The 25,291-nt window shown below is 72.3% G+C and carries 24 protein-coding genes; 17 read left to right on the top strand and 7 right to left on the bottom strand.

The window, feature by feature from the left end:
• Positions 1-17: 17 nt before the first annotated feature.
• Positions 18-1,208 (top strand): hypothetical protein, encoded by a 1,191-nt coding sequence (locus ACZ7OY_RS04795; protein ID WP_471910031.1) that lies wholly within the window; start codon positions 18-20, stop codon positions 1,206-1,208.
• On the opposite strand, the gene ACZ7OY_RS04800 is transcribed toward ACZ7OY_RS04795, so the two are convergent.
• A complete protein-coding gene (locus ACZ7OY_RS04800; RefSeq protein ID WP_471910032.1) occupies positions 1,165-1,731 on the bottom strand; it encodes a PadR family transcriptional regulator in 567 nt (188 codons plus the stop codon). The genes ACZ7OY_RS04795 and ACZ7OY_RS04800 overlap by 44 nt on opposite strands.
• 201 nt (positions 1,732-1,932) lie before the next feature.
• Here ACZ7OY_RS04800 and ACZ7OY_RS04805 point away from each other — a divergent pair, with 201 nt between their 5' ends.
• On the top strand, positions 1,933-3,267 hold the full coding sequence (locus ACZ7OY_RS04805; RefSeq protein ID WP_471910033.1) for an MATE family efflux transporter: 1,335 nt from the start codon (positions 1,933-1,935) through the stop codon (positions 3,265-3,267).
• Here ACZ7OY_RS04805 and ACZ7OY_RS04810 read toward each other — a convergent pair.
• Positions 3,228-4,463: a glycosyltransferase 87 family protein gene (locus ACZ7OY_RS04810; protein ID WP_471910034.1), complete on the bottom strand. Its 1,236-nt coding sequence runs from the start codon at positions 4,461-4,463 to the stop codon at positions 3,228-3,230. The genes ACZ7OY_RS04805 and ACZ7OY_RS04810 overlap by 40 nt on opposite strands.
• 177 nt (positions 4,464-4,640) lie before the next feature.
• Here ACZ7OY_RS04810 and ACZ7OY_RS04815 point away from each other — a divergent pair, with 177 nt between their 5' ends.
• Both ACZ7OY_RS04815 and ACZ7OY_RS04820 read left to right on the top strand, forming a co-directional pair.
• Positions 4,641-5,783 carry a glycosyltransferase family 4 protein gene (locus ACZ7OY_RS04815; protein ID WP_471910035.1) on the top strand — a complete coding sequence of 381 codons (1,143 nt, stop codon included), beginning with the start codon at positions 4,641-4,643 and terminating at the stop codon, positions 5,781-5,783.
• 119 nt (positions 5,784-5,902) lie between these two features.
• Entirely contained in the window at positions 5,903-7,537 is a 1,635-nt protein-coding gene (locus ACZ7OY_RS04820) for a GMC oxidoreductase (protein WP_471910036.1), read from the top strand.
• Positions 7,538-7,547: 10 nt separating this feature from the next.
• On the opposite strand, the gene ACZ7OY_RS04825 is transcribed toward ACZ7OY_RS04820, so the two are convergent.
• A complete protein-coding gene (locus ACZ7OY_RS04825) occupies positions 7,548-9,347 on the bottom strand; it encodes an AMP-dependent synthetase/ligase (protein WP_471910037.1) in 1,800 nt (599 codons plus the stop codon).
• A gap of 315 nt (positions 9,348-9,662) precedes the next feature.
• Here ACZ7OY_RS04825 and ACZ7OY_RS04830 point away from each other — a divergent pair, with 315 nt between their 5' ends.
• From ACZ7OY_RS04830 to ACZ7OY_RS04855, 6 genes are all read left to right on the top strand, one after another.
• The gene (locus tag ACZ7OY_RS04830; RefSeq protein ID WP_471910038.1) at positions 9,663-10,460 is read left to right on the top strand and encodes a metallophosphoesterase family protein; all 798 of its coding nucleotides are present in this window, start codon (positions 9,663-9,665) and stop codon (positions 10,458-10,460) included.
• Between the two features lie 122 nt (positions 10,461-10,582).
• Positions 10,583-11,026 (top strand): SRPBCC family protein, encoded by a 444-nt coding sequence (locus ACZ7OY_RS04835; protein WP_351600040.1) that lies wholly within the window; start codon positions 10,583-10,585, stop codon positions 11,024-11,026.
• Between the two features lie 42 nt (positions 11,027-11,068).
• Positions 11,069-12,238: an ArsA family ATPase gene (locus ACZ7OY_RS04840; protein ID WP_471910039.1), complete on the top strand. Its 1,170-nt coding sequence runs from the start codon at positions 11,069-11,071 to the stop codon at positions 12,236-12,238.
• A gap of 57 nt (positions 12,239-12,295) precedes the next feature.
• Positions 12,296-12,772, top strand: coding sequence for a DUF5304 domain-containing protein (locus ACZ7OY_RS04845; RefSeq protein ID WP_471910040.1), 477 nt, complete (start codon positions 12,296-12,298; stop codon positions 12,770-12,772).
• A 55-nt stretch (positions 12,773-12,827) separates the two neighbouring features.
• A complete protein-coding gene (locus ACZ7OY_RS04850; protein WP_471910041.1) occupies positions 12,828-13,781 on the top strand; it encodes an ROK family glucokinase in 954 nt (317 codons plus the stop codon).
• Between the two features lie 222 nt (positions 13,782-14,003).
• On the top strand, positions 14,004-14,762 hold the full coding sequence (locus ACZ7OY_RS04855) for an endonuclease/exonuclease/phosphatase family protein (RefSeq protein ID WP_471910042.1): 759 nt from the start codon (positions 14,004-14,006) through the stop codon (positions 14,760-14,762).
• Positions 14,763-14,777: 15 nt separating this feature from the next.
• On the opposite strand, the gene ACZ7OY_RS04860 is transcribed toward ACZ7OY_RS04855, so the two are convergent.
• Positions 14,778-15,431 (bottom strand): hypothetical protein, encoded by a 654-nt coding sequence (locus tag ACZ7OY_RS04860; protein ID WP_471910043.1) that lies wholly within the window; start codon positions 15,429-15,431, stop codon positions 14,778-14,780.
• Positions 15,424-16,203, bottom strand: a complete 780-nt coding sequence (locus ACZ7OY_RS04865) for an alpha/beta hydrolase (protein WP_351600050.1) — start codon at positions 16,201-16,203, stop codon at positions 15,424-15,426. Before ACZ7OY_RS04865 ends, ACZ7OY_RS04860 begins: the two co-directional genes overlap by 8 nt.
• Positions 16,204-16,363: 160 nt before the next feature.
• On the opposite strand from ACZ7OY_RS04865, the gene ACZ7OY_RS04870 reads away from it, so the two are divergent.
• The 5 genes from ACZ7OY_RS04870 (at position 16,364) to ACZ7OY_RS04890 (ending at position 21,405) form a co-directional block, all read left to right on the top strand.
• Entirely contained in the window at positions 16,364-17,125 is a 762-nt protein-coding gene (locus tag ACZ7OY_RS04870; RefSeq protein WP_471910044.1) for a lysophospholipid acyltransferase family protein, read from the top strand.
• A 46-nt stretch (positions 17,126-17,171) separates the two neighbouring features.
• Positions 17,172-18,452: a MacS family sensor histidine kinase gene (macS, locus tag ACZ7OY_RS04875; RefSeq protein WP_471910045.1), complete on the top strand. Its 1,281-nt coding sequence runs from the start codon at positions 17,172-17,174 to the stop codon at positions 18,450-18,452.
• Positions 18,445-19,122, top strand: coding sequence for a response regulator (locus ACZ7OY_RS04880; RefSeq protein ID WP_471910046.1), 678 nt, complete (start codon positions 18,445-18,447; stop codon positions 19,120-19,122). Before macS ends, ACZ7OY_RS04880 begins: the two co-directional genes overlap by 8 nt.
• Before the next feature lie 176 nt (positions 19,123-19,298).
• On the top strand, positions 19,299-20,327 hold the full coding sequence (locus tag ACZ7OY_RS04885; RefSeq protein WP_471910047.1) for a 6-phosphofructokinase: 1,029 nt from the start codon (positions 19,299-19,301) through the stop codon (positions 20,325-20,327).
• An 82-nt stretch (positions 20,328-20,409) separates the two neighbouring features.
• On the top strand, positions 20,410-21,405 hold the full coding sequence (locus tag ACZ7OY_RS04890; protein ID WP_471910375.1) for a 2-hydroxyacid dehydrogenase: 996 nt from the start codon (positions 20,410-20,412) through the stop codon (positions 21,403-21,405).
• Here the strand turns inward: ACZ7OY_RS04890 and ACZ7OY_RS04895 are convergent.
• Together ACZ7OY_RS04895 and ACZ7OY_RS04900 are read right to left on the bottom strand one after the other, a co-directional pair.
• On the bottom strand, positions 21,357-23,270 hold the full coding sequence (locus ACZ7OY_RS04895) for an anthranilate synthase family protein (RefSeq protein ID WP_471910048.1): 1,914 nt from the start codon (positions 23,268-23,270) through the stop codon (positions 21,357-21,359). The genes ACZ7OY_RS04890 and ACZ7OY_RS04895 overlap by 49 nt on opposite strands.
• A gap of 98 nt (positions 23,271-23,368) precedes the next feature.
• Complete coding sequence (locus ACZ7OY_RS04900; RefSeq protein WP_152890175.1) at positions 23,369-23,425, bottom strand: trp operon leader peptide; 57 nt, start codon at positions 23,423-23,425, stop codon at positions 23,369-23,371.
• 112 nt (positions 23,426-23,537) lie between these two features.
• Here ACZ7OY_RS04900 and ACZ7OY_RS04905 point away from each other — a divergent pair, with 112 nt between their 5' ends.
• Complete coding sequence (locus ACZ7OY_RS04905; protein WP_471910049.1) at positions 23,538-24,893, top strand: class II 3-deoxy-7-phosphoheptulonate synthase; 1,356 nt, start codon at positions 23,538-23,540, stop codon at positions 24,891-24,893.
• A gap of 150 nt (positions 24,894-25,043) precedes the next feature.
• Positions 25,044-25,268: a (2Fe-2S)-binding protein gene (locus tag ACZ7OY_RS04910; protein ID WP_471910050.1), complete on the top strand. Its 225-nt coding sequence runs from the start codon at positions 25,044-25,046 to the stop codon at positions 25,266-25,268.
• Positions 25,269-25,291: the final 23 nt, after the last annotated feature.

Genomic DNA, 25,291 nt, shown 5'->3' on the forward strand with positions numbered 1-25,291 from the left:
CCCGTACGATCGGTGGAATGGCTGGTCGAAGGCGGGCGATGAGATCCGCGGCCGCGGGGCTGTGTCTGCTGCTCGTCTCCCTGACGGGGTGCGGCGGGCGCCCCGCGGCCGACGACGTGCGCGCCGACGCGCAGCGGCTGCTCGACGCACGGGCGGCCGCGGTCCTGCACCACGACGAGCCCGCCTACCGCGCCACCGGGACCCGGGCCGGATTCGCCGCCGTGCGGGCGGTGCCGCTGGCGGCCTGGTCCTACCGGGTCACCGCCGTGCACCGCAGCGGGAACACGGCCGTCGTGGACGCCCGGCTCGGCTATCGCGTCAGCGGGTACGACACGGCGCCGGTCACCGCCTCCCGCGTCCTCGGGCTGGCCCGCGACGCCCGCGGACGGTGGCGGGTGACCTCGGACCGGCCCGCGCAGCGCACCGCACAACAGCTGTGGGACCAGGGCGTGGTGCGCGTGGTGCGCGGTGCCCACGGCCTGGTGCTGGGCGCCGGGCAGTCCGAGGGCACGCTGCGCTCCTTCGCCGCCCTCGCCGACCGTGCGGTGCCGGCCGCGTCGCGGGCGTGGGGCGCCGACTGGAGCGGGCACGTCGTGGTGCTCGTGCCGAAGTCGCTGGAGGGCATGGCCGGGCTGCTCGCCTCGCCCGCCTCGTCCTACCGTGGGATCGCGGCGGTCACCACGGGCGAGACCGGCGGGTCGGGCCGGGCGCCCGCGGACCGGATCATCGTCAATCCCGAGGCGTACGGGATGCTGGGCTCGCTCGGCCGGCAGGTCGTGCTCACGCACGAGACCACCCATGTCGCCACCCGCGCCCACACCGGCGCCGCCACCCCGCTGTGGCTGTCCGAGGGATACGCCGACTGGGTCGGCTACCGCGGCACCGGGCGCACCGCGGCGCAGATCGCACCGGAGCTGGCCCGCGCGGTGGCCGACGGGCGGGTCCCGGCGGCGCTGCCCACGGACAAGGACTTCGGCTTCACCGGGGACGCGGACGCGCTGGCGCGGGCGTACGAGGGCGGCTGGCTGGCCTGCCGGATGATCGCCGACCGCTGGGGCGAGGCCCGGCTCGGCGCGTTCTACCGGGCCGTGGGCGCGCACCGGCAGCGGGCGGGAGCGGTCGAGGACGCGCTGGCGAAGGTGCTCGGGACGACCCCGCAGCAGTTCACCGCGCTGTGGCGGGAGGCTCTGCGCACCCGCCTGGGCTGAGCCCGTCGAGGTGGGCGACGGCCTCGGCGAGCCACCCGCGCTCCGCCTCGCCCGTGGCCCGAGCCACCCGCAGCATGCCCTGCCGGAAAAGGTCGTCCGCCTGCTCCGCCCGCACCGGCTGCCCGTCGCGGTAGAAGAAGCTCGCGGGCGTGTTCAGGAACTCCAGCCGTCGGCGCAGCACCGCGGCCTGTTCCGCGGGATCGGGCAGATGCCGCAGGAACGCCAGGACCGTGTTGAAGCGCACCTGGTCGGTGATCTCCGCCTGCCGGGGGTGCCGCAGCCGTTCCAGCAGGTCCTCGCGGCCGTGCTCGGTGAGCGACAGCATCCGGCGCGGGGCCGCGCCCGCGCCCTCGGCCGTGTGCTGGTCGAGCTTGCCCGCGGTCACCAGGCGGGTGATCGCGGGGTAGAGCGCGCCGTCGCTGACCGGGCGGACGTGGCCGCTGAGGGCGGTGATGCGCTCCTTCAGTTCATAGCCGTGCAGGGGCTCCTCGGCCAGGAACCCGAGGATCGACAGCTCCAGCATCAGGTGCGGTCCCTTCTCCGGTCTCGTCGTGCGCGTCCCGTCCCGAGGGGTCCCGTCTTGCGGACCCCGGACCGCCATGGTACCTCTTATCGAGTTACCTCGAAACGAGGTAACTCGAAACGAGATAACTCGACAAGAGGTACCGGGCAAGAGGTGCCGACAGCCGGCTCGACATCACTCGACATCAGGGGGAACCACGTCGTGAACGAACACCGCGAACACCGTGAACAGCTCGTCCGGCTCGCCCGTCCCGTCTACCTCTCGCTGCTGGCCTCCGTCGCCGCCGGGATCATCAACACCCTCTGGGTCTCCCGGCTCGGCGGCCCGGCCGTGGCCGCCGTCGCCGTGGCCACCAACACCGAGAACGTGCTCCTCGGCGTGGCCCTGGTCTTCGGCTCCGGCACCACCGTGCTGGTCGCGCACGCCAGGGGAGCGCGCGACCCGGCCGCGCTGCGGGCCGCGGTACGCGGCGGCTGGGCCCTGTGCGCACTGGTCACGCCCACCGTTCTGACCTGCTGTTTCCTGTTCCGCGATCCGCTGGCCCGGCTGGTCCTGGGCAGCGCCGACAGCACCGCGGCACCGCTCGCCGTCGCCTACTTCGCCATCTCGCTGCCGGGCATGGCCGTCTTCTTCGCCCAGAACCTCGTCGACGGCATCCTCAAGGGCACCGGCGACACCAGGACCCCGATGCGGCTCGCCCTGCTGGCCAACGGTCTGATCCTGCTCTGCGACCCGCTGCTCATCCACCTCTACGGCGTCCGGGGCGCCGCCGCCTCCACCGTGCTGTGCCGGGGTGCCGCCCTCGCGGCGGGACTGCGGGCGCTGCGTCGCAACGCGCTGCTGCGGAGCGCGGCACGGGTGCCTCCCGCCGAGCCGGCCTCCGCCGCGCTGCGCCGGACCCTGGCCACCGGACTGCCGATGTCGGCGGACTTCACCGTGCGCCAGGGCGGGGCGCTGGTGCTGGTCGCGATCGTGGCCCGGCTCGGCGTGACGGCCGTGGCCGCGTACGCGATCGCCTACAAGGTCATGTACGTCGCGACCATGGCCTTCTACGCGGTACGCCAGGCCGCCTCGATCCACACCGCGCACACCCGCGGCGCGGGCCGGGACGCCCGGCGGGCCATCGGCCGGCAGGCCGTGCTGGTCTCCGGGACGGTGGCCCTGGCCGCGGCCGTCCTGCTGGGTCTGGCCGCCCCCTGGATCATGGCCGCCTTCGGCGCCGGGCCCGAGGTCGCCCGTGCCGGTGTGCTGTTCCTGCGCTGCATCGGGCCCTACCTGCTGCTGATGGGCTGCTTCATCGCGCTCGGCGGGGTCTTCGAGGGCAGCGGGGGAGCACCGGCCCTGCTGCGGGTGACCCTGCTCGGCACGGCGGTCCAACTGCCGCTCGCCCTGGCCCTGTCCGGCCTCGGACTGCCCGGCATCTGCCTGGCGCTGGCGCTGTCCATGACCGTGCAGTGCGCGGCGGTGGCCCTGACGGCCGCCCGCACGGCCCGCCGTCAGGAGGAGACCGGGGTCCCGTCGGTGCGGGTCGCCTGAGCGGGGAAGGACGTCCCGCGCCCGCGGGGCACCGTCGAGCGCCACAGCCGCACGGCCCCGACGACCGCCGCGGCCACCAGCAGCCCGTTGCGCACGAACAGCAGGGTGAGGCCCGTCGGATCGCTCGACACGACATGGTCGAACCCGAGGGGGAACTCCAGCACCGTGACGGGCGTCGCCGCCAGGACCAGGGCGGCCGCCGGCCGCATCCGGGTGTCGCGGTGGCACAGGCAGACCGCCGCGACCCCGACCAGCCACACCAGGTACTGCGGGCTGATCACCCGGCTCGTGACGACGAACAGCAGCACCGCCACCAGCGCCGCGTCGGGGAGCGTGTGCGGCCGGAAGCGGGTGGCCATCAGGCGCCACAGCAGCAGCCAGCCGAAGGCCGCCCCGGTCAGGCCCAGCGCCGCGGTGCTGACGACGTCCACGTACGGGCCCAGGAATTCCACCGAGCCGTAGTTCAGCAGCACCTGGCCGCTCCAGCCGAAGTGCCGGGCCACATGGAAGACCAGCGAGCCCAGCGACTCCACCTCGGTCCCGCGGTTGCGCTGGAAGGCCAGGAACGCGAACGCGCCGGGCATGGCCAGGGCGGCCACCAGGGACACCACGGCCGCCGTCACCGCCGCCGCCACCCACGCCCGCCGCCGTACGGCACCCACCAGCAGCAGCGCCGGCCACACCTTGACCAGCGCCCCGAAGCCCGCCAGCGCGCCCATCAGCCGGGGGTGCCGGGTGCCCGCGAGCAGCGAGGCCACCGCCACGGCGGTCACCATCACGTCGTAACGGGCGTAGAGCGTCGGCCCGAGCAGTGCCGCGCCCGCCACCCAGGCCCAGGCGCCGAGCGGCGAGCGGCCGGCGCGCGGGCCGGCGTACCGGAGCAGCAGCAGGACCAGCAGGTCGGCCAGGACGGCGAGGACGAAGAAGGCGGTCGGATAGGGCAGGAACGGCAGCAGCGCGGGGGAGAGGACCGCCAGCGCGGCGGCGGGCGGGTACTGCCAGGTGACGTCGGAGAGCGGGAACGTGCCGTGCCGCAGCACCTCGTACCAGCCCTGGTAGATCACGGACACGTCGCTGGTGACGTCCGGGCCCGGGAGGACGAACACCTTGAGCACGAACAGCAGCAGCGGCAACCTGGTCGCCGCCCAGGCGACCGGCAGCCACACCGGGGACCGACCCGCGCCCGCAGCCTCCACCTGTGCTCCTGCTTCCGTCCGTCCGCCCTGGTGACGACCACATGATGACCCGCCGTGGTGACGGCCGCATGACGACCCGTCGTGATGACGGCCACATGATGACCCGCCGCGCTGTGCGAGAGCCATGAAGCACGGCCGCGGCCGGCCGTCCGGACCCGTTGGGTAAGGTCGGCGGCGATGGACAAGACCCTCATCGTGACGAACGACTTCCCGCCCCGCCCCGGTGGCATCCAGGCGTTCCTGCACAACATGGCGCTGCGGCTCGACCCCGAACGGCTGGTCGTCTACGCCTCCACCTGGAAGCACGGCCGGGAGGGCGCCGAGGCGACGGCCGCCTTCGACGCCGAGCAGCCCTTCACGGTCGTACGGGACCGTACGACGATGCTGCTGCCGACGCCCGGGGCGACCCGGCGGGCGGTCGGGCTGCTGCGCGAGCACGGCTGCACCTCGGTGTGGTTCGGCGCGGCCGCGCCGCTCGGGCTGATGGCCCCGGCGCTGCGCAGGGCCGGGGCCGAGCGGCTGGTGGCCACCACCCACGGTCACGAGGCCGGCTGGGCCCAGCTGCCCGCCGCGCGGCAACTGCTGCGCCGCATCGGGGAGTCCACGGACACCGTCACCTACCTCGGTGAGTACACCCGCTCCCGGATCGCACCCGCGCTCACCCCGGGCGCGGCCGGGCGGATGGTCCAGCTGCCGCCGGGTGTCGACGAGAAGACCTTCCACCCCGGCTCGGGCGGCGACGCGGTACGGGCCCGGCTGGGGCTCACCGACCGCCCGGTCGTGGTGTGCGTGTCCCGGCTGGTGCCGCGCAAGGGACAGGACACGCTGATCCTGGCCATGCCGCGGATCCTGGCCGCCGAGCCGGACGCGGTGCTGCTGGTCGTCGGCGGCGGCCCGTACGAGAAGGACCTGCGCAGGCTCGCCCAGGAGACCGGGGTGGCCGGCTCCGTGCGTTTCACGGGGGCCGTGCCCTGGGGCGAACTGCCCGCCCACTTCGGTGCGGGGGACGTCTTCGCGATGCCGTGCCGCACCCGCCGGGGCGGGCTCGACGTCGAGGGACTGGGGATCGTCTACCTGGAGGCGTCCGCGACCGGGCTGCCCGTCGTGGCCGGCGACTCCGGCGGGGCACCCGACGCCGTGCTCGACGGCGAGACCGGCTGGGTGGTGCGCGGCGGCGTCGCCGAGGAGGCCGCCCGACGGATCGTCGCCCTCCTCGGGGACGCGGAGCTGCGCCGCCGGATGGGGGAGCGGGGCCGGCAGTGGGTCGAGGAGAAGTGGCGCTGGGACCTGCTGGCGGAGAAACTGCGCGCGCTGCTGTAGCCGGGAGAAGCCGGGGGTGGCGCGGCGGAGAACCTGCGGGCGCCGCTGCGGAGAAGCTGGCGTCGCGCCCTGCGGTGGGAGCACTAGGCGGAGGGCGATAATCCGCCGATGCTGCGTCCATGACAGCAAAACTGATGCAACGTCAGCTGACGAGACGTCATATCCTGGGCGTGATAGCCCTCCAGACCGCCGCCGCGGCCGGTCTCACCCGGATCGGGCTCCGGTCGGCGCAGGCCGCCGAGGAGGCCGCCGCCGTCGACAACGCGCCCGCCATCGTGGTCGGTTCCGGGTACGGCGGGGCCGTGGCCGCGCTCCGGCTCGGGCAGGCCGGGGTACGGACCGTCGTGATCGAGATGGGCCGGCTGTGGAACACGGCCGGCTCCGACGGCAAGGTCTTCTGCTCCACCGCCGCCCCGGACAAGCGGTCCATGTGGTTCAAGACCCGGACCGAGGCACCGCTCGCCACCTTCCTCTGGCTGGACGTCGTCAACAAGGACATCACCGCCTATCCCGGCGTCCTGGACCGGGTGCACTACGACAACATGTCCGTGTACGTCGGGCGCGGCGTGGGCGGCGGTTCCCTGGTGAACGGGGGGATGGCGGTCACGCCCCTCCAGTCGTACTTCGCCGAGCAGTTCCCGACCGTGGACGCGAGCGCGATGTACGGCACCTACTACCCGCGCGCCCGCGCCATGCTCGGCGTCAACACCGTCGACCCCGCCTGGTTCGAGTCGACCGAGTGGTACCGGTTCACCCGGACGTCCAGGAAGGCCGCCGCCAACACCGGGCTCAGGACCACCTTCGTGCCCAACGTCTACGACTTCGGGTACATGCAGCAGGAGGCCGCGGGCACCGCCGTGAAGTCCGCGCTCGCGCAGGAGGTCATCTACGGCAACAACCACGGCAAGAAGAGCCTCGACAAGACCTATCTGGCCGCCGCCCTCGGCACCGGCAACGTCACCATCCACACCATGGAGAAGGTCAGGGCGATCACGCGGGCGGGCGACGGGTCGTACGTGCTGAGCGTGGACCGGATCGACACGACCGGCGCCGTGGTCGAGAGCAAGCAGTACAGCTGTACCTACCTGTTCCTGGGCGGCGGCAGTCTCGGGACCAGCGAACTGCTCGTGCGGGCCAGGGACACCGGCGCGCTGCCCGCGCTCAACTCCAGTGTGGGGGCCGGGTGGAGCACCAACGGCAACACCATGCTCGGGCGCGCCAACCACATCTGGGACACCACCGGCGCCAATCAGTCGACCATGCCGGTGATGGGCATCGACGACTGGGCCAACACCGACAACCCGGTCTTCGCGGAGATCGCCCCGCTGCCCATCGGGTTCGAGACCTGGGTGAGCCTGTACCTGGCGATCACCAAGAACCCGCAACGGGCGTCCTTCACCTACGACTCGGCGAGCGGCGCGGTGAAGCTCGGCTGGACCGCGGCCCAGAGCGCGGTCTCGGTCGCCATGGCCAAGAAGCTGTTCGACCGGATCAATGCGGCCAACGCGACGATCTACCGGTACGACCTGTTCGGGTCGAGCGGCAAGGTGTTCGCGGACGACTTCTGCTACCACCCGCTCGGCGGCTGCGTGCTGGGCAGGGCGACCGACGACTACGGCCGGGTGAAGGGGTATTCGAAGCTGTACGTCACCGACGGCTCACTGGTGCCGGGGAACATCGGCGTGAACCCGTTCGTGACCATCACCGCGCTCGCCGAGCGGACGATGGAACGGGTCCTCGCCGAGGACATGTGAGCCAAGGGCCTCACTGCTTCGCGTAGATGGCCTCGATCTCGTCCGCGTAGTCCTTCGCCACCACGTTGCGCTTGAGCTTCAGCGACGGCGTCAGGTGGCCCGACTCCTCCGAGAACTGGGAGGACAGAATGCGGAACTTCCGCACCGATTCCGCCTTCGACACCGCGGCGTTGCCGTCGTCGACCGCGTCCTGGACCGCCGCGATCAGATCCGGGTCCTCGCGCAGCGACGCCGCGGTGGCACCCGCGGGCTTGCCGTGCTCGGCGGCCCAACGGCCCAGGAACTCCTCGTCGATGGTGACCAGCGCGCCCACGAACGGCCGCCCGTCGCCCACCACCATGCATTCCGCGACCAGCGCGTGCGCGCGGATGCGGTCCTCTATGACGGCCGGGGCGACGTTCTTGCCGCCCGCGGTGACGATGATCTCCTTCTTGCGGCCGGTGATCCTGAGGTAGCCGTCCTCGTCGAGGGTGCCGACGTCGCCGGTGTGGAACCAGCCGTCGGCCAGCGCCTCCGCGGTCGCGGCCTCGTTGTTCCAGTAGCCCTTGAACAGGTGCTCGCCGTGCAGCAGCACCTCGCCGTCGTCGGCGATGCGCACCACCGAACCGGGCAGCGGCTGGCCGACCGTGCCGATCTTCTGCCGGTCCCAGGGGTTGAACGCGGTGGCGGCACAGGACTCGGTCAGGCCGTAGCCCTCCAGGACCGTGAAGCCGATGCCGCGGAAGAAGTGGCCGAGGCGCTCGCCCAGCGGGGCGCCACCGGAGATCGCGTACTCGCCGCGGCCGCCGAGGACCGCGCGCAGCTTGCTGTAGACGAGCTTGTCGAACGTCTTGTGCTTGATCCGCAGGCCGAGCGACGGGCCCGACGGGGTGTCCTGCGCCCTGCTGTAGGCGATGGCGGTGTCCGCGGCCTTGTCGAAGATCTTGCCCTTGCCGTCCGCCTGGGCCTTGGCGCGCGCCGAGTTGTAGACCTTCTCGAAGACCCGCGGGACGCCGAGGATCAGCGTCGGGCGGAAGGCGGCCAGCTCGTCGGTGAGGTTCTTGATGTCCGGGACGCAGCCCAGCTTGATCGGCGCCATCATCGGGGCGATCTGCACGAGCCGGCCGAAGACGTGCGCCAGCGGCAGGAAGAGCAGCACCGAGCACTCGCCCGTGCGGAACAGCGGGCGCAGCCGCTCCACGATGTTCCCGCACTCGGCGAAGAAGCTGCGGTGGGTCAGCACACAGCCCTTGGGCCGGCCCGTGGTGCCGGAGGTGTAGACGATGGTCGCGGGGTCGTCGGCGCCGGCGATCGAGCTGCGCTCCTCGACGGCCGCGTCCGGGACGTCCTGCCCGGCCCGCGCCAGCTCGGCGATGCCGCCGTCCTCGATCTGCCAGACGTGCTGCAGCGCGGGCAGCGTCGCCCGCACCGACTCGACCGCCTCGGCGTGGCCGGGGAGCTCCACCACGCAGGCGGTGGCGCCCGAGTCGGAGAGGATCCACTGCACCTGCTCCGGCGAGCTGGTCTCGTACACCGGCACGGTGACCGCGCCCGCGCTCCAGATCGCGAAGTCCAGCAGCGTCCACTCGTAGCGGGTGCGGGACATCAGGGCGACCCGGTCGCCCGGCCGGACGCCGGAGGCGATCAGGCCCTTGGCCGCGGCGCGCACCTCGGCCTGGAAGGCGGTGGCCGTCACGTCCTGCCAGGCACCGTCCACCTTGCGGGCGATGACGGCGACGTCAGGGTGCTGCGCGGCGTTTCGCCGGACGATGTCGGTGAGATTGCCGTCCGCAGGGACCTCGTACAAAGCCGGAAGGCTGAACTCGCGCAAGACTGCTGCTCCTCATAGGGCGCCGGCGCCACGACGTTGTGCGATGCGACGGTGCGGTCCACGGCTCGGGCAGTACCCAGGAGGTTCTCCCGCGAGCTCGCGACCCGCTGGTTGAATTTCTGAGTACGACTGGACTGCCCGGACGTTACCCGCCGGTATGCCGTCTTCGACAGGGGGGTCCGGCGAGATGTTCGCTGCGTCACACAGATTGGTGTTCCTTGACGCACAGTAGTCCACGCATGAACTGACGAGCCAGTAAGGGCAGGTCCGGCCGCCACTGTTCACGTATGCCCCACACGCCTACTCTTGATCGACATGGCACCCACACCAGTCGGCAGCCGCAGGACCCGTGTCCATGTGGTCAGCGACGTACATGGCAACGCCCGCGACCTGGCCAGGGCCGGCGACGGCGCCGACGCGCTGATCTGCCTCGGCGACCTGGTGCTGTTCCTGGACTACGCCGACCACTCGCGCGGGATCTTCCCCGACCTGTTCGGCGTCGAGAACGCCGACCGTCTGGTCGAGCTGCGCACCGCCCGGCGCTTCACGGAGGCGCGCGAGCTGGGGGCCCGGCTCTGGGCGGGCGTCGGCGCCGACCGGGCGTCCGTGATCGAGGCGGCCGTGCGCAAGCAGTACGCCGAACTGTTCGCCGCGTTCCCCACCCCGACGTACGCGACCTACGGCAATGTCGACATGCCGCCCCTGTGGGGGGAGTACGCCGGACCGGGCACCACGGTCCTCGACGGCGAGCGGGTGGAGATCGGCGGCCGGGTCTTCGGCTTCGTGGGCGGCGGACTGCGCACCCCGATGCGGACCCCGTACGAGATCAGCGACGAGGAGTACGCCGCGAAGATCGAGGCCGTGGGCGAGGTCGACGTGCTGTGCACCCACATCCCGCCGGAGGTGCCCGAGCTGGTCTACGACACGGTCGCGCGCCGCTTCGAGCGCGGCAGCCGCGCCCTGCTGGCCGCGATCCGGCGCACGCGCCCCCGGTACGCGCTGTTCGGACACGTCCACCAGCCGCTGGTACGGCGGATGCGGATCGGGGCGACGGAGTGCGTGAACGTCGGGCACTTCGCCGGGTCCGGACGGCCCTGGGCACTGGAGTGGTGAGCGGTCGCAGGTGGGGGTGACGGCGCCCCGACCCGTGCGCGGTAGCCTTCACGCTGCACACACTTGCGCAGCAGGGCGCGGCACGACGCCCTTACCGGCCCGCATCTGGAGGAGCCACGGCGATGGCGGAACACACCAGTTCGAGCATCACGATCGAGGCGGCACCGGCCGACGTGATGGGGGTGATCGCCGACTTCGCCCGCTACCCGGACTGGACCGGCGAGGTGAAGGAGGCGGAGGTCCTCAAGACCGACGACCAGGGCCGCGCCGAGCAGGTCCGACTCGTCATGGACGCCGGAGCGATCAAGGACGACCAGACCCTGGCGTACACCTGGACCGGCGCCCACGAGGTCTCCTGGACCCTGGTCAAGTCGCAGATGCTGCGCTCCCTCGACGGCTCCTACGTCCTGAAGCCGGCCGGCGACGGCGCGACCGAGGTGACCTACCTGCTCACCGTCGACGTCAAGATCCCGATGCTCGGCATGATCAAGCGCAAGGCGGAGAAGGTCATCATCGACCGGGCGCTGGCGGGACTGAAGAAGCGCGTGGAGTCGGGTGAGAAGTAGCGGGGGACGGACGGGCGGCGCGCGGCGGTAGCGTTCACCCCCATGCGCACCATCCTGATCACGGGTCCGGGCGGCAGCGGTCGGACGACCGTCGCCGCCGCCACCGCCCTGCGCGCGGCGCGCGCCGGCACCCGGACCCTGCTGGTGGGTGCCGACCGCACCGACACCCTCGGTGCGGTCCTGGGCACGGCGACCGGCGCGGCCCCGACGCGGGTCGCCCCCGGCCTCACCGCCTGGCGCCCCGACGCGGTCACCCGCTTCCACGAGGACCTCGTCTCCTTCCAGGACCGCGCCTCCTCCCTCCTGGACCTCCTCGGCGCCTCCCGGCTGGAACCCGAGGAACTCACCCCGCTGCCCGGCGCCGAGGAGCTCAGCCTGCTGCGCGCGCTGCGTGACGCCGCGCTCTCCGACGCGCACGACCTGCTCGTGGTCGACCTGCCCCCCGTCCCGCAGGCCCTCGCCCTGCTCGCCCTGCCCGAGGAGCTGCGCCGCTACCTGCGCCGGCTGCTCCCGCCGGAGCGGCAGGCCGCCCGCGCCCTGCGCCCGGTCCTGGGCCGGCTCGCCGGTGTCCCGATGCCCACGGACGCGCTCTACGAGACCACCGCCCGGTGGGACCTGGAACTCGCCGCGGTGGAGGCGGTCCTCGCCGACCGGGACACCGCCGTACGCCTGGTCGCCGAGCCGGGACCGGCCGGCGCGGACGCCGTGCGCACCGCCGGACTCGGCCTCGCCCTGCGCGGCCTGCGCGTCGAGTGCCTCGTCGCCAACCGGGTCCTGCCCGACACCGTCGCGGACCCCTGGCTGGCAGGCCTGGCCGCGCAGCAGGGCAAGGCGCTCGCCGACTGGCAGGAGTCGTACACCGTCCACCCTGTCACCCATCTGGGCCGTGACCCCCAGGGCGCCGACGACCTCGACGGCCTCACCGCGCCGGACGTCAATACGGCACTTGCCCCGGTGGAGTGGCCGGTGGCCGACCGGCTCGCCGAGGACGGGGTGCTGGTCTGGCACATCCCGCTGCCCGGCGCGATACGCGAGGCCCTCGACCTCGTCCGGCGCGGCGACGAACTCGTCGTCACCGCCGGGCAGTTCCGCCGGATCGTCGCGCTGCCCTCGGCGCTGCGCCGCTGCACCGTCGACGGCGCGGCCCTGCGCGACGGCGAACTGCGCGTCCGGTTCGCCCCCGACCCCGATCTGTGGCCGCGGGCCAGGTGAGCGACGTACCGCCGTTCGGGTAACGTCGTAGAGGCGAACCGTAGTCAGGAGTCCGTCATGAGCGAAGCCGAGAACCCGGGAACCCGGGCGACCGACGACGACGCCTGGGCCAAGGCCTGTGCCGAGGACCTCGAAGCCGAGCGGTCCCGCCGCCGCACCGACTACGGCCGGCCCCCGGGATCCGCCGCCGAGGAGCTGCGCAAGCTCGTCGACGCCGTCGCCGACCGGCTGTCCACCGTGCGGTCGCCGCTGCTCGGGGCCGTCGCGGGACCGGCGGCGCAGCAGGTGGTGCGTCAGGTCGTGCAGCAGGCGAAGGCCGCCGTGGAACCCGTCCTGGAGCGCAATCCGGACGTTTTCGATCATCTTGCCGCGGCCGGGGAGGAACTGCTCGCCGCCTACCGCTCCGCCGTCCAGGGCCAGGAGAGCCGCTGGACGGCCCGCGCCGACGACCTCGGCGGCGGGCCCGAGGACGACGGCGGCCGCCGCGACCGGGGTGACGACGGCGGTCCGGGTGAGCGCATCGACTTGGACTGACGGTCCCCTCGGGTACGGTTGGCCGTAGCGGGGCTCGACCGGAACTGAGGGATTCATGGGACTCACCATCGGCGTCGACATCGGCGGCACGAAGATTGCGGCCGGCGTGGTCGACGAGGAAGGCAACATCCTCTCGACCTTCAAGGTGCCGACCCCCAGCACGTCCGAGGCCATCGTGGACGCCATCGCCTCGGCCGTGGAGGGTGCGCGCGCCGGGCACGACATCGTGGGCGTGGGTATCGGAGCGGCCGGTTACGTCAACCGGCAGCGCTCCACCGTGTACTTCGCGCCCAACATCGACTGGCGTCAGGAACCGCTGAAGGACGAGGTCGAGGCCCGCGTGGGCCTCCCCGTGGTGGTCGAGAACGACGCGAACGCGGCAGCCTGGGGCGAGTACAAGTTCGGCGCGGGCAAGGGCCACCGCAACGTCATCTGCATCACCCTCGGCACCGGCCTGGGCGGCGGCATCATCATCGGCAACAAGCTGCGCCGCGGCCACTTCGGCGTGGCTGCGGAGTTCGGCCACATCCGGATGGTGCCGGACGGTCTGCTGTGCGGCTGCGGCTCGCAGGGCTGCTGGGAGCAGTACGCCTCCGGCCGCGCCCTGGTCAGGTACGCCAAGCAGCGCGCCAACGCCACCCCCGAGCACGCCGAGGTGCTGCTCGCCCTGGGCGACGGCACCCCCGACGGCATCGAGGGCAAGCACATCTCCATGGCCGCCCGGCAGGGCGACCCGGTCGCCGTCGACTCCTACCGCGAGCTGGCCCGCTGGGCCGGTGCCGGCCTCGCCGACCTGGCCTCGCTCTTCGACCCCTCGGCGTTCATCGTCGGCGGCGGCCTCTCGGACGAGGGCGAGCTGGTCCTCGACCCGATCCGCAAGTCGTACAAGCGCTGGCTGGTCGGCGGCAACTGGCGTCCGGTCGCCGACGTGATCGCGGCCCAGCTCGGTAACAAGGCCGGCCTGGTCGGCGCGGCCGACCTGGCCCGGGAGCCCGACCCGATCATGTGACGGTCCCGCCCGCGACACGCTGACGCCCCACGCCCCCGACCGGGACGCGGGGCGTCGGCGTGTCCCGGTCGGCCGGGGCGGTGCGGTGCCCGCGGCGGCCGGTGCGTGTCGGACCGGTGACGGCCGGTGCGTGTCGGAGCGGTGACGGCCGGTGCGGAGCGGGTGACCGGGAACCGTCGGCAACGGCGTTCGCCGGGCCCGGCCACGGCGTATCTTGCGTGCATGGCGACGTCGCTCCCGCTGCTTCCGGCCTCCCGCACCGAGCCCGACGGTTCGGCCGTCATCCGTGTCCTCTCCTACAACATCCGCTCGATGCGCGACGACACCGCGGCGCTCGCCCGGGTGATCGGCGCCTGCGCCCCGGACCTGGTCCTGATCCAGGAGGCACCCCGCTTCTTCCGCTGGCGCAAGAAACTGGCCCGGCTGGCCGCCGCGTCCGGACAGGTGATCCTCTCCGGCGGCGCCACGGCCGCGGGACCCGCGCTCCTCACCTCGCTGCGCGCCACCGTCGAACGCACCGAGGACGTGCTGCTCCCGCTGACCCCCGGACTGCACCGGCGCGGCTTCGCGACCGCCGTGGTCCGGTTCGGCTCGGCCCGGATCGGCGTGCTCAGCTGCCACCTCAGCCTCCAGGGCGAGGAGCGTCAGGCGCAGGGCGGAATGCTCCTCGACCGGCTCGCCGCGCTGGGTGTGGACCACGCCGTCGTCGGCGGCGACCTCAACGAACACCCCACCGGCCGCACCTTCCGGCGGCTCGCCGAGGGACTCCAGGACTGCCGGGCCACCGCGCCCTGGGGCGGCGAGTACACCTCCACCTCCACCGACCCCCACCAGCGCATCGACGCGCTGTTCGCCACCGAGGGCGTGGAGGTGCTGGGGTGCGGGGTGCCGCTCGGGCAGCCCGGAGTCACCGAGAGCGACCTGAGGGCGGCCACTGACCACCTTCCGGTGCTGGCCGCCCTCAGGGTTCCCGCGTCGTAGTCCCGTGGTCCGGGTTCAGACCACCGCGCCCCGGCCCGGGTCGCCGTCGTCCTCGTCGTCCGTCCTCATCCGCACCACGAGCGTGGCGAAGCCGCCCAGGAAGCCGCCGACGCCGAGCGTCGTCAGCCACCAGGTCATGTCCCAGCCGAGCACGACCGCGACCAGGAGCAGTATCGGGCCGCCGACCACCCCCAGCCACGCGAACCGGGCGGTGGTGTCCGCGTCGGGCAGCGGCGGCGGCTCGGGCGGCACGAAGTGGCCCTCGTCGTCCTCGTCGAAGTCGTCCTCGGACGACTCGGGCGCGGTGTAGTCGCGCGGCCCGAGGCCGGGTGCGAAGGAGACCGAGCTGCCCAGCGGTCTGGCCGGCTGCTTCTCCTCCGGCTTGTCGTCGTTCGGCTCCGCCTCCAGCAGCGCCAGGTCCTCGACCGTCTTGAACGGCTTCGCGCCCGGCGGGTCCGGCGGCTCCTCGCCGTAGCCCGCGACGATCGCCGCCCATGCGGCGTTCTCGTCGAAGGACACCCCGGCGTCCTGCGACTCGTGCTCCCGGTGACCGTCGTTCTCCCGGCGACCGTCACGTTCCCCGTGGTCGTCGCGCCGTCCGCGGGCGTCGTGCGCCCCGCGGTTCTCCCGCTCCTCGCGGTCCTCGCGCTCCGAGTCGTGCTCAGCCACCTGCGGCCGTCCCTTCCTTGCCGACACTGGGTGCGAGCCGGCCGATGAAGGCGTAGCTCTCCTCGAAGACACGGTCCGCATCGTGGTCCAACGTCGCCACGTGGTAGCTCTGTTCCAGCATGACCTCCGTTACGTCCGTCGACGACACACGACTCAGGACGCGGGCGGAGTCGGCCGGCGGCACGACATGGTCCTGCGGGCTGCGCAGAAGCAGCAGCGGCTGGGTGACCTGCGGCAGTTCGCCGTCGACGAGCCGGAGGAAGTTCCGCAGGGAGTGCGCCGCGTCCAGCGGCACCCGGTCGTAGCCGACCTCCACCACGCCCTCCTTCGCGATGTCGCTCGCGATGCCCCGGGTCGTACGCACGAGGTGGCGGGCGATCGGGAGGGTGTACGCGGACAGCCCGTGGACCTTGTTCGCCGGGTTGACGACGATGACGCCGTCGACCGCGTCCCCGTGCCGGGCGGCGAGCCGCAGGGCCAGCGCGCCGCCCATGGACAGCCCGGCCACGAACACCCGGGCACAGCGCTCGCGCAGGGCGCGCAGCTCCCGGTCGACCTCCGCGTACCAGTCCTGCCAGCCGGTGATCCAGAGGTCCTCCCAGCGGGTGCCGTGCCCCGGCAGCAGCGGCAGCGACACGGTCAGCGACCGGTGGGCGAGGAACTGGGCCCAGGGGCGCAGGGACTGCGGGGAACCGGTGAAACCATGGCAGAGGAGGACACCTACCTCCCCGCCCTCATGGCGGTACGGCTCGGCTCCAGGAAGGACCGGCACCTTCGGTCTCCTGTTCATATCAGGGGTGAGAACACTTCCGGGTGTGGTTCACCGTACGCGACCGCACTGACACCGACCAGGGCCGTCGGGCTCATTGACGGCACTCCGGGTTAAGGTCTGAGCGACACATACAGGAGGCACTCGGTTGTTGTACGGCGCGATGAAGCTTTCCATCGGCGGGCCGCTGAAGATGATCTTCAGGCCCTGGGTGGAAGGCCTGGAGAACGTACCGGCCGAGGGCCCGGCGATCCTTGCGAGCAATCACCTGTCCTTCTCGGACTCGTTCTTCCTGCCCGCAGTCCTCGACCGCAAGGTCACCTTCATCGCGAAGGCCGAGTACTTCACCACGCCGGGGGTGAAGGGACGGCTGACGGCCGCCTTCTTCAAGGGCGTCGGCCAGCTCCCGGTGGACCGCTCCGGCGCGCGCGGCGCGGGCGAGGCCGCGATCAAGAGCGGTATAGAGGTGCTGAAGAGCGGTGAGCTGTTCGGCATCTACCCGGAGGGCACGCGTTCGCCCGACGGCCGTCTCTACCGGGGCAAGCCCGGCGGCCTCGCGCGCGTGGCGCTCGCCACCGGAGCGCCCGTGATCCCGGTCGCCATGATCGACACGGAGAAGGTGCAGCCGCCGGGGCAGGTCATGCCGAAGATGGTGCGGCCCGGCATCCGGATCGGCAGGCCGCTGGACTTCAGCCGCTATCACGGCATGGACCACGACCGTTTCGTGCTCCGCGCGGTGACCGACGAGGTCATGTACGAGATCATGCGGCTGTCCGGCCAGGAGTACGTGGACATCTACGCCACCGCGGCCAAGCGGCAGATCGCGGACGCGGCGAAGGCGGAGAAGGAAGCGGAGAAGGCGTCGAGGGCCGCGCTCGCGCAGGCGGCCAGGGAACAGGGCGAGAAGGACAAGTCACAGACGTAGAGCGCCCGGGACACGACGGTCAGGGGCGAGGCGGGGGCGTGGGGGATTGGCCAGGCGCGTCAGAGTCATGAGCATGTCCGTGGAGCTGCCGCTGTGGCGGGCGCTCACCGGCTACCGGGTGCTGACCATGCTGTACGCGGTCGGCCTGTTCGCCACCGCCTACGACGGCTTCGCCCGTCCCTGGGTGGCGATCTGCTACTTCGTCGTCCTGGCAGGGTGGACCCTGGCCACCCTGCCGAAGGTGGCGAACGCGGCGAGCTGCACGAAGAGGTTCCTCGCCGTGGACCTCACCGTCGCGCTGACCGGCATCCTCCTCACCCCGGTCGCCGACTCCCACCAGCGCATCCTCGACGGGGGTCCGACCCTGCCGTCGATATGGACCGCGGGGTCCGTGCTGGCCTTCGCCGTCAAGGGCGGCTGGCGCTGGGCGGCGGTCGCCTCCAGCCTGGTGGCCGCCGCGAACCTCGTGGAGCGCGGCGCCCCGACCCGCGACACCGTCCACAACGTGATCCTGGTCTGGGTCGCCTCCATCGCCATCGGCTACGTCGTCGAGGTCGCCCGCGCCTCGGAGCGGACCCTCGCCCGTGCCCTGGAGATCGAGGCGGCGACCCGGGAGCGGGAGCGGCTCGCCCGGGACATCCACGACGGCGTGCTCCAGGTGCTGGCGATGGTCCAGCGGCGCGGCGCGGTCCTCGGCGGCGAGGCGGCCGAGCTCGGCCGGATGGCGGGCGAGCAGGAGGTGGCGCTGCGCACCCTGGTCTCCGGCGGACTGGTGCCGGTGTCCCGGGAGTCGCGGGACGCCGCCGACGGAGCGTTCGTCATCGCCGTCGACGAGCCGGAGGACGACGGTCCGGTGGATCTGCGCACGCTGCTCCTGCCCTACGCCGCCGCCCGGGTCAGCCTGGCCGAGCCCGGCGCCCCGGTGCTGCTGGCACCGGCCGCCGCGCGGGAGCTGGCCGCGGCCGTCGGGGCGGCCCTGGACAACGTACGCAGGCACGCCGGGCCGGACGCCCGGGCCTGGATCCTGGTCGAGGACGAGCCGGACTCGGTCGTCGTGACCGTGCGCGACGACGGGCCCGGCATCCCCGAGGGACGGCTCGCGCAGGCCGAGGGCGAGGGGCGGCTCGGTGTGGCCCTGTCGATTCGGGGCCGGCTGCGCGACCTGGGGGGCAGCGCCGAGCTGTGCTCGATCCCGGGGCAGGGCACGGAGGTCGAGCTGACGGTGCCGAAGGAAGCCGTGCGGCCCGTGGGGCAGGGCGCGGCGAGGAAGACCGGGAACCGGGACGGGGACGGACATGGGGGAAGGCGGAGCGGCGGCGATGAGTGAGCAGCGGGAACCGATCAGGGTGATGGTCGTCGACGACCACCCCATGTGGCGCGACGCGGTCGCCCGGGATCTGGCCGAGTCGGGCTTCGACGTGGTCGCCACGGCCGGCGACGGCGAGCAGGCGGTACGCCGGGCGAAGGCGGCCGGACCCGACGTGCTGGTCCTCGACCTGAACCTGCCGGTCAAGCCCGGCGTCCAGGTGTGCAAGGAGGTCGTCGCCGCCGACCCGGCGCTGCGCGTGCTGGTGCTGTCGGCGAGCGGCGAGCACGCCGACGTGCTGGAGGCGGTGAAGTCCGGCGCGACCGGCTACCTGCTGAAGTCGGCGTCGACACAGGAACTGCTGGACGCCGTGCGCCGGACGGCCGTGGGCGACCCGGTCTTCACCCCGGGCCTCGCCGGTCTGGTCCTCGGCGAGTACCGCCGCCTGGCCGCCGAGCCCGCGCCCGCGGCCGAGGCGGGCGCGGCGGACACGCCCCGGCTCACCGACCGCGAGACCGAGGTGCTGCGGCTGGTCGCCAAGGGCCTGAGCTACAAGCAGATCGCCGAGCGCCTGGTCATCTCCCACCGCACGGTGCAGAACCACGTCCAGAACACCCTGGGCAAACTCCAACTGCACAACCGGGTGGAACTGGTCCGGTACGCGATAGAGCGCGGACTCGACGACGAGTGAGCCGGCGGGCCCCGCCGGCCGCCGCCCGTTGTCGCAGGACAACCCGATGAGCAGACCCGGTACGTAAACCGTCGGCCTCACAATTCACCGGAATTGCCCTTCCCGACCATGCCTAAGTGACCTGGGTCACTATTACCGTGACCCTGACCAGGCAACCGTGGCGAAGGGACATTTCCATGCGGGTCGGAGTACTGACCGGAGGCGGCGACTGCCCCGGACTCAACGCCGTCATCCGGGGCATCGTCCGCAAGGGCGTGCAGGAGTACGGCTATGCCTTCGTCGGCTTCAAGGACGGCTGGCGAGGGCCGCTCGAAGGGGACACGGTCCGTCTCGACATCCCCGCGGTGCGCGGCATCCTGCCCCGGGGCGGCACCATCCTCGGCTCGTCGCGGACCAACCCCCTGAAGGTGGACGACGGCATCCGCCGGATCAAGGACAACCTCGCCAAGCACGAGGTCGGAGCCCTGATCGCGATCGGCGGCGAGGACACCCTCGGCGTCGCCGCCCGGCTGTCCGACGAGTACGGCGTGCCCTGCGTCGGCGTGCCGAAGACCATCGACAACGACCTCTCCGCCACCGACTACACCTTCGGCTTCGACACCGCCGTGGGCATCGCGACCGAGGCGATCGACCGGCTGCACACCACCGCCGAGTCGCACATGCGCGTCCTCGTCTGCGAGGTGATGGGCCGCCACGCGGGCTGGATCGCCGTCCACTCGGGCCTGGCCGGCGGCGCCAACGTCATCCTCATCCCCGAGCAGCGCTTCGACGTCGACCAGGTGTGCGCCTGGATCACCTCCCGCTTCAAGGCGTCGTACGCGCCGATCGTCGTCGTCGCGGAAGGCGCCATGCCCAAGGACGGCGAGATGGTCCTCAAGGACGAGTCGCTGGACTCCTTCGGGCACGTCCGGCTGTCCGGCGTCGGCGAGTGGCTGGCCAAGGAGATCGAGAAGCGCACCGGCAAGGAGGCCCGCACCACCGTGCTGGGGCACATCCAGCGCGGCGGCACCCCCAGCGCCTTCGACCGCTGGCTGGCCACCCGCTTCGGACTGCACGCCATCGACGCCGTCCACGAGGGCGACTTCGGCAAGATGGTCGCCCTGCGCGGCACGGACATCGTCCGCGTCCCGATCGCGGAGGCCACCGCCAAGCTCAAGACGGTGGACCCGAAGCTGTACGAGGAGGTCGGGGTCTTCTTCGGCTGAACCGGCGCCACCGGCCGGACCGGGTCGTGGGCCGTAGGATCGGCCCATGGCCCAGCGGATCGGGGACGGGACGGGAGCGGTCGTGGAGATTCTCGGCTTCGGTGTCCAGGCGGACGAGAAGCCCCTGCTGGAGAAGGCGTTCGCCGCTCACCACGACATCCGCTGCCTGGACGTCTTCCTCAACGAGGACACCGCCCCCATCGCGGTGGGCCACGAGATCGTCTGCACCAGCGTCAACTGCGACCTCGGCCCCGGGGTGCTGGAGATCCTCGCGGCCGGCGGGACCCGGATGGTCGCCCAGCGCTCCACCGGTTTCAACAACATCGACCTCCAGGTCGCCGAACGGCTCGGTCTGCGGGTCGCCCGGGTGTCGTCGTACTCGCCCTATTCGGTGGCCGAGTTCGCCTGGACCCTCGCCATGGCGGTCAACCGCCGGGTGGTCCGCGCGGCCATCCGGACCCGGGACTTCGACTTCCGTCTCGACGGTCTCATGGGCCGTGACATGCACGGCCGTACCGCGGGGATCGTCGGCACCGGCAAGATCGGCGAGGCGTTCGCCAGGATCGCCCACGGCTTCGGCATGCGGCTGCTCGGCTGGGACGTCGCCGAGAACCCGGCCTGCCTGGAGCTCGGCATGACCTATGTGTCCAAGGACCGGCTCCTCGCCGAGTCCGACCTGGTCAGCCTGCACGTACCGCTGCTGCCGGGGACCCAGGACCTCATCGACGCCGCCGCCCTGAAGCTGATGAAGGACGACGTGATCCTGGTCAACTCCAGCCGCGGCGGTCTGGTCGACACCGCGGCCCTCGTCGCCGAACTGCGCGAGGGCCGCTTCACCGGCGTCGGCCTCGACGTCTACGAGGCGGAGGCTGGACTGTTCTTCCTCGACAAGTCCCTGGAGGCCGTCGGGGACGACACCCTGGCCCGCCTGGTCACCTTCCCGAACGTCCTGGTCACCTCCCACCAGGCGTACTACACCGTGGACGCCGTGGGCCAGATCGTCGAGGCCACCGTGCAGAACGTCCTCGACTACACGGCCGGCCTGCGCTCCGCGAACGTACTGGTGCCACGCAGCTGACCGACCAGCTCCCGCACGACGGCGGCGCCGTTCAGCGTCAGCACCGACTCCGGATGGAACTGGACCCCGGCGAACGCGTTGCCGTGCGCGCCGCCCGGTCCGCGCAGCGCGTGCACCTCCCCGCCCGCACCGAGGCCGACCTCGATGCCGCGCCCGGCCAGCTCCGCGAGCGCGCTCTCGTCGCAGCGCGCCACGAAGCTGTTGTAGAAGCCGACGGTCTCGGTCCGCCCGAACAGGTCGATCTCCGTCTGCGCCCCCTGGTACGGCACCTCCTTGCGGACGATCGGCAGCCCCAGCTCGGCCGCGATCAGCTCGTGCCCGAGACAGACCCCGAGGACGCCGTGCCGGTGCTCCCCGAGCACCCGGGCGGTCAGCTCGCGCAGCAGCCGCATCCTGGGATCGGCGAGGTCCGAGGGATCGCCGGGGCCGGGACCGAGGACGACCGGCCCCTCGTGCGCGAGGACCGCCTCCCGCAGCCCCGGCTCGTCATGGCGCCGCACGGTCACGTCCAGCCCGCCGGAGCGCAGCACGTGCGCGAGCATCGCGGTGAAGGTGTCCTCCGCGTCGACCACCAGGGCGTGCCCGGCGAGCTGCGCGGTCCGCTCCTGCATCCGCAGCCAGAACGGCGCCAGGGACGCCCGCCGCCCGTCCAGCGCGGCCCGCACCCGCGGGTCGTCCGCCAGCCGGGGCAGCGCCCGCCGCGCACCGGGCCGCGGCGGGCGCACCCCGAGCGCCGCCAGCACCCCCGCCGCCTTGGCGTGCGTCTCCGCGACCTCGCCCGCCGGATCCGACCCGCGCACCAGCGTGGCGCCCACCGGAACCCGCAGCCGGCCGGCCGCGTCGATGTCGGCGGTGCGAATGAGGATGGGGGAGTCGAGGGTCTGGGCCCCGCCCGCGTCCCGGCCGAGCAGCGCCAGCGCGCCCGCGTAGTAGCCGCGCCCGGCACCGTCCGGCCCGACGGGCTCGTACCGCTCGATGACCCGGCAGGCGTTCTGCACGGGCGAGCCGGTGACGGTGGCCGCGAACATGGTCTGCTTCAGCACCTCCCGCACATCCAGCGAGGACCGGCCGCGCAGTTCGTACTCGGTGTGCGCGAGGTGGGCCATCTCCTTCAGCCGCGGGCCGACGACGACCCCGCCCATGTCGCCGACGGTGCACATCATCTTGAGCTCCTCGTCGACGACCATCGACAGCTCCTCGATCTCCTTGCCGTCGGCCAGGAAGCCGAGCAGGTGCTCCGGCGTCGGCCCCGCGTCGGGATAGCGGTACGTCCCGCTGATCGGGTTCATGACGACCGTGCCGCCGGACATCCGCACGTGCACCTCGGGACTGGCGCCCACCAGGGTGCGCTCCCCGGTGTGCACGACGAAGGTCCAGTACGCGCCCCGCTCGCCCGCCAGCAGCCGGCGGAACAGCGCCAGCGCGTCGGCGCGCCCGAAGCCGGGGATCTCGCCCGTGTAGGTGCGTCGGATCACGAAGTTCGCGCCCTCGCCCCGCCCGATCTCGTCGCGCAGCACCCGGCCGACGATCCCGGCGTACTCCTCGTCGCCGACGTCGAAGCCGCCGCCCTCCACCCGCACCTCGTGTCCCGGCAGCTGGTCCAGGGCGTCGGCGAGCGGGACGGTGCACGTCTCCTCGGGGGTGAGGAACACCAGCGGTGTCCCGTCGTCGCGCACGTCGAACCCGCGTTCGCGGATCTGGCGGAACGGGACGAGCGCGAGACCCTCGCCGGGCAGGTCGGCGAGCCGGTCGTAGGCGCGGACCGGGCCGAGGAGCACCTCCACGACCGAGTCGTCGTGGCCGGGGGCGCGGCGGCGCAGCAGGGCGAACGGGCGGGGGTCGTCGAGCAGGTCGAGCAACTGCATGGGTCCGTGTCCTTCTCGTGGGGAGGAACGGCCCGTGCCTCGGAAAACACCGAAGGCCGCCCCTCGGGCGGCCTTCGCGAAGTCGTGCGTACGCGCAGTCAGTGGGCCGCCGGATGAGCGGTCCACCACCAGTTCTGGGTCGAAAGCGCGTACATGCGACGCACCCTACCCCATGCCGGGGGCCGGGGTGTCTCACATGAGTGAGAGGTCGTCTCACCTGTCGAGCCGGGCGAAAAGGACCCGCTGCGACCCCGTAGTGTTGAGAGCGTGACCGTGAACGCTGATTCCCGAAGTGTCGCCGCTCAGGCGACTTGGCGAGACCTGCCCGCGGCGCAGCAGCCCGAGTACCCGGATGCCGAGGCTCTGCGCGATGTGATCGCCGAGCTCGAGTCGTATCCGCCCCTGGTGTTCGCCGGCGAGTGTGACCAGTTGCGCGCCCGGATGGCCGCCGTCGCCCGAGGGGACGCGTTTCTGCTCCAGGGCGGTGACTGCGCCGAGTCCTTCGACGCGGTGTCCGCCGAGCACATCAGGGCCAAGCTCAAGACCCTCCTCCAGATGGGCGCCGTCCTCACGTACGCCGCGTCCGTGCCCGTGGTCAAGGTGGGCCGGATCGCCGGCCAGTACTCCAAGCCGCGCTCCAAGGGCACCGAGACCCGTGACGGTGTGACCCTGCCCACCTACCGGGGCGACTCCGTCAACGGCTTCGACTTCACCGAAGAGGCCCGGATCCCGGACCCCGCGCGGCTGAAGCGCATGTACAACGCCTCCGCCTCCACGCTCAACTTGGTGCGCGCCTTCTCCACCGGTGGCTACGCCGACCTGCGCCAGGTGCACGCCTGGAACCAGGACTTCGTGAAGTCGTCCCCGTCCGGCCAGCGCTACGAGCAGCTGGCGCGCGAGATCGACAACGCGCTGAACTTCATGCGGGCCTGCGGCACCGACCCGGAGGAGTTCAAGACCGTCGAGTTCTACTCCTCGCACGAGGCGCTGCTGCTCGACTACGAGTCCGCCCTGACCCGGGTCGACTCGCGCACCGGACAGCTGTACGACGTCTCGGCGCACATGGTGTGGATCGGCGAGCGCACCCGGCAGCTGGACCACGCGCACGTCGAGTTCGCCTCGAAGATCCGCAACCCGATCGGCATCAAGCTCGGCCCGACGACCACGGCCGAGGAGGCGCTGCAGTACATCGATCGCCTGGACCCCGACCGTGAGCCGGGCCGTCTCACCTTCGTCGTGCGGATGGGCGCGGACAAGGTCCGCGACAAGCTGCCCGAGCTGGTCGAGAAGGTCACCGCCTCCGGTGCCACCGTGGCCTGGGTGACCGACCCGATGCACGGCAACACCTTCGAGGCGGCCTCCGGCCACAAGACCCGCCGCTTCGACGACGTGCTCGACGAGGTCAAGGGCTTCTTCGAGGTCCACAAGGGCCTGGGCACGCACCCGGGCGGCATCCACGTGGAGCTCACCGGCGACGACGTCACCGAGTGCGTGGGCGGCGGCGACGAGATCTTCGTCGACGACCTGCACCAGCGCTACGAGACGGCCTGCGACCCGCGCCTGAACCGCAGCCAGTCTCTGGACCTGGCGTTCCTGGTCGCGGAGATGTACCGGGACCAGTAACCGGAACGATTATGTGCAGTGGGGCGCGGATCACATGCGATCCGCGCCCTCTCGCACTTTTGCGGGTTCTGTGCGCCGGGTAAGGTTAGGTAAGCCTCACCGATCATCGGGACGGCAAGACTGAGCGATCCCGTCGGGAGGTGAATCCGCGTGTACGTGTGCAGCTGCTTCGGGGTGACCGAGGCGCAGGTCAAGAAGCACGCGGCGGACGGCGCGTGCACCCCGCGCCAGATCGCCTCGGCCTGCAAGGCGGGCACCGACTGCGGTTCGTGCGTACGGCGGATCCAGGCGATCCTCGGCCGTGGGGCGTGCCCGCGCCGCGAGATGGCCGAGCAGGGCAAGCCGGTCCTGTCCGCCCTGGACGAGGCCGCCTAGAGCAGGCCTGGACGAGGCCGCCT

It is taken from the genome of Streptomyces sp. NPDC107559 (assembly GCF_055657365.1).

Bases quoted from the DNA above. Each gene is read 5' to 3' on its own strand.
- ACZ7OY_RS04795 (WP_471910031.1), top strand. From the start codon at position 18: ATGGCTGGTCGAAGGCGGGCGATGAGATCCGCGGCCGCGGGGCTGTGT.
- ACZ7OY_RS04800 (WP_471910032.1), bottom strand. From the start codon at position 1,731: ATGCTGGAGCTGTCGATCCTCGGGTTCCTGGCCGAGGAGCCCCTGCAC.
- ACZ7OY_RS04815 (WP_471910035.1), top strand. From the start codon at position 4,641: ATGGACAAGACCCTCATCGTGACGAACGACTTCCCGCCCCGCCCCGGT.
- ACZ7OY_RS04820 (WP_471910036.1), top strand. From the start codon at position 5,903: ATGACAGCAAAACTGATGCAACGTCAGCTGACGAGACGTCATATCCTG.
- ACZ7OY_RS04830 (WP_471910038.1), top strand. From the start codon at position 9,663: ATGGCACCCACACCAGTCGGCAGCCGCAGGACCCGTGTCCATGTGGTC.
- ACZ7OY_RS04835 (WP_351600040.1), top strand. From the start codon at position 10,583: ATGGCGGAACACACCAGTTCGAGCATCACGATCGAGGCGGCACCGGCC.
- ACZ7OY_RS04840 (WP_471910039.1), top strand. From the start codon at position 11,069: ATGCGCACCATCCTGATCACGGGTCCGGGCGGCAGCGGTCGGACGACC.
- ACZ7OY_RS04845 (WP_471910040.1), top strand. From the start codon at position 12,296: ATGAGCGAAGCCGAGAACCCGGGAACCCGGGCGACCGACGACGACGCC.
- ACZ7OY_RS04850 (WP_471910041.1), top strand. From the start codon at position 12,828: ATGGGACTCACCATCGGCGTCGACATCGGCGGCACGAAGATTGCGGCC.
- ACZ7OY_RS04855 (WP_471910042.1), top strand. From the start codon at position 14,004: ATGGCGACGTCGCTCCCGCTGCTTCCGGCCTCCCGCACCGAGCCCGAC.
- ACZ7OY_RS04870 (WP_471910044.1), top strand. From the start codon at position 16,364: ATGAAGCTTTCCATCGGCGGGCCGCTGAAGATGATCTTCAGGCCCTGG.
- ACZ7OY_RS04880 (WP_471910046.1), top strand. From the start codon at position 18,445: ATGAGTGAGCAGCGGGAACCGATCAGGGTGATGGTCGTCGACGACCAC.
- ACZ7OY_RS04885 (WP_471910047.1), top strand. From the start codon at position 19,299: ATGCGGGTCGGAGTACTGACCGGAGGCGGCGACTGCCCCGGACTCAAC.
- ACZ7OY_RS04895 (WP_471910048.1), bottom strand. From the start codon at position 23,270: ATGCAGTTGCTCGACCTGCTCGACGACCCCCGCCCGTTCGCCCTGCTG.